General features: G+C 53.5%; 2 protein-coding genes. One reads left to right on the forward strand and one right to left on the reverse strand.

Features of this window, described 5'->3' with window-relative positions; all coding sequences use genetic code 11:
* A partial coding sequence (locus VJ464_17160; protein ID HKQ06866.1) for a hypothetical protein occupies positions 1-190 on the reverse strand: 190 nt, incomplete at its 3' end.
* Positions 191-504: 314 nt separating this feature from the next.
* Between VJ464_17160 and VJ464_17165 the strand changes: the two genes are divergently transcribed.
* Positions 505-1,890, forward strand: coding sequence for a hypothetical protein (locus VJ464_17165; GenBank protein HKQ06867.1), 1,386 nt, complete (start codon positions 505-507; stop codon positions 1,888-1,890).
* The last annotated feature ends 478 nt before the right edge of the window (positions 1,891-2,368 follow it).

Below are 2,368 nucleotides of genomic sequence, written 5' to 3' on the forward strand. Positions count from 1 at the left end.
CATTGGTCTCCACTAGGAATGGGCAATTCCCATACGTTGATTCTATTTGGATGTCCGCTCCGATGCTTGGCAGCTTAAACCACCATATCCCATCGTCGTCTGCCGGAAGGCGCTTCTCCCATTGCACAACTTCAACGTCGGGAGTCCGCCGCCTTACTGCGTTGATTATCTGGTCAATGTCGCGTTCCATTCACAGAATTTATTTCGTTCAATTTTAATCCTATGATTACCAGCTAGGATGTAAAACGTGGGGGTCTAACTGCCCGCGTTCAGCGGGGCCGCGAACGGCATTCAGGGTGCGATGAGAAATTCGCTTCGCGGCCTCCGCTGCAACCGATTGTTCGGCAGCGCGTGAAAAGAAAAAGAAACAGCTTCTTTTTTACGAAGGTTGGTGGTATTGTGCGTAGCGCACGAACGCAGTTGCTCCATTAGCTGAGTATTCTCACCTGCGTAATCTAGCAGGCTTACCATTCACCCATTGGCGTAAAAAGAGGAGTCAAAAAGATGAACTACAAAGAGCAGAATGTCGATCCAATCCCACCATCTGAGTATCCAACATTTCAACCTTGTACGGGAGTCCCTCCCGTCTTACCGTCAGCCTGGGAGTGTGTTGCCCTGCTGCATCCGTTTAGCCCGCTTCAATCAAACAGCACGTCTACCGACCAGAACAATCCCTTCTTCGAGCTTTGCGTCGCTTACATTAATTACCAGGAAGGCCAATTTCTTTCGGCACAGATTACTGGAATCTCCGGCAGAACATGGTGGTATGTCATCTATCCCTGGGGAACGTATCTTTCAACCGACATACAGCCGCCGAACTGCCCGGTTGATATGGGCTGGACTTTGCCGGATACCAACTGGTTCGGTAATCAAGTGCAGAACGCTGCCTGCGCGGGAATCTCTTATCTGAACTGGATGGAGGCGCAGCAAGTCGCGTGGTGGAAAATGCCGGTGCCCAACACGACCCCTCCGGCTGCGACGTGGATGTGGTTCGATGCCGAAAGCAACTTGCCGGTGCGTTTGATGTTCGGGCAGGGGCCGCCGTCGCCGTCTATGGGCGACCCGAATCAGCTCGCCCTGTTCCAGATGTTTTCGTTCACTTACTTCCCGATGTTCAACCCTCTGCCTAGCACAAGCATACCCACGTCCTGGGCAACCCCACAGATTGAGGGCTTCTCATTCGGCAACCCGAAGAATTACGAGTTGTTCACCTGGAATACGAACTTCGGCATGACCGTGTTTATGACCCCCGTGAACGAAAAGTTCAACCCGCTGCCGACCAGGGTGCTGTACGTGTGGAAGCCTGACAACGAATATCATGTCGCATCCGACCGCGCCCAAAGCACGCTGATGATGTATAACTACAATCCCCAAAACCCGTTTACATCGCAGGTCGCGCTCCTGACGGGCGCTCCTCCGACGGGCGTGTCGCCTCCGCCCAATAGTGATAGCGGGTTTCTAATAAACTATAACGGTGGTGAAGTGACGGCCTGCCTTTCAGGCAATCAATTCCCTTTCCCGGAGGAACCGCCGTACTGGGTATCCATACCGGGTGTGCAGGGAACAATTCAGGCGACGGTCGCAGACAATCCGGTACTGTGCCCCGAAAACACCGTAACGATTTTGTCCGTGCTTTTCCCGCCGTCCGCGCCGAATTACCCTGATTCGACCTATTTATGGACGTGGTACAGTCCGCTCACTCCCGACGGCACGAGCAGCCGACCCGTCACTTTCATGCAGTCGCAGTCGGGAGTCGGCGTAGGCACGAGCCTCGCGCTTGCCGATTATTTTTACTATCAGCAGTTCACCGAGCCGATCAACCCGTCGAACTTCGATATCCCTGCGAAGTGTTTAAGCTCCGAGGGTAAAAAAGATGAGCCTTCGGAGTAAAAGAAGAAAAACGGGTGAACGGCACAGCACATGACTGCTTCCAGAACTCGATGGGTAAAGCACCTGTTAAAGGCGTCGGAGGCTTTGCCTGTAAATTTAAAATAGCTGCAAAATGAGAGACAGCACCAAACTCGTCGGCTCATCATTTTGTACCAGCGCTCGAATTTACAAGCAAAGCCCTTTGGACATTGAGTTCTCTTGGCAGAAATATGAGCCGCCGAACGCCCGCGTTCAGCGGGGCCGCGAACGGCAATCCGAGGACGCATGAGAACTGCGCGGCGCGGCCTCCGCTGCAATGCCTTGTTAGACCTCGTTCTCGTGGATAGCAGTTCTGATTATTATAGCTATTTGCAATCGGATGAAACCTGATAGCCGCAATGCCTGAACCAGCCCAGGCAATCAGCCCGCGTGACCACCTCCAGAGCAGCGACTAGCGCCTCCTCCAACTGCTCGCGGCTCCTGGCTTTGGCCGCCCTCA

It is taken from the genome of Blastocatellia bacterium (genome assembly GCA_035275065.1).
Taxonomy (GTDB): domain Bacteria; phylum Acidobacteriota; class Blastocatellia; order UBA7656; family UBA7656; genus DATENM01.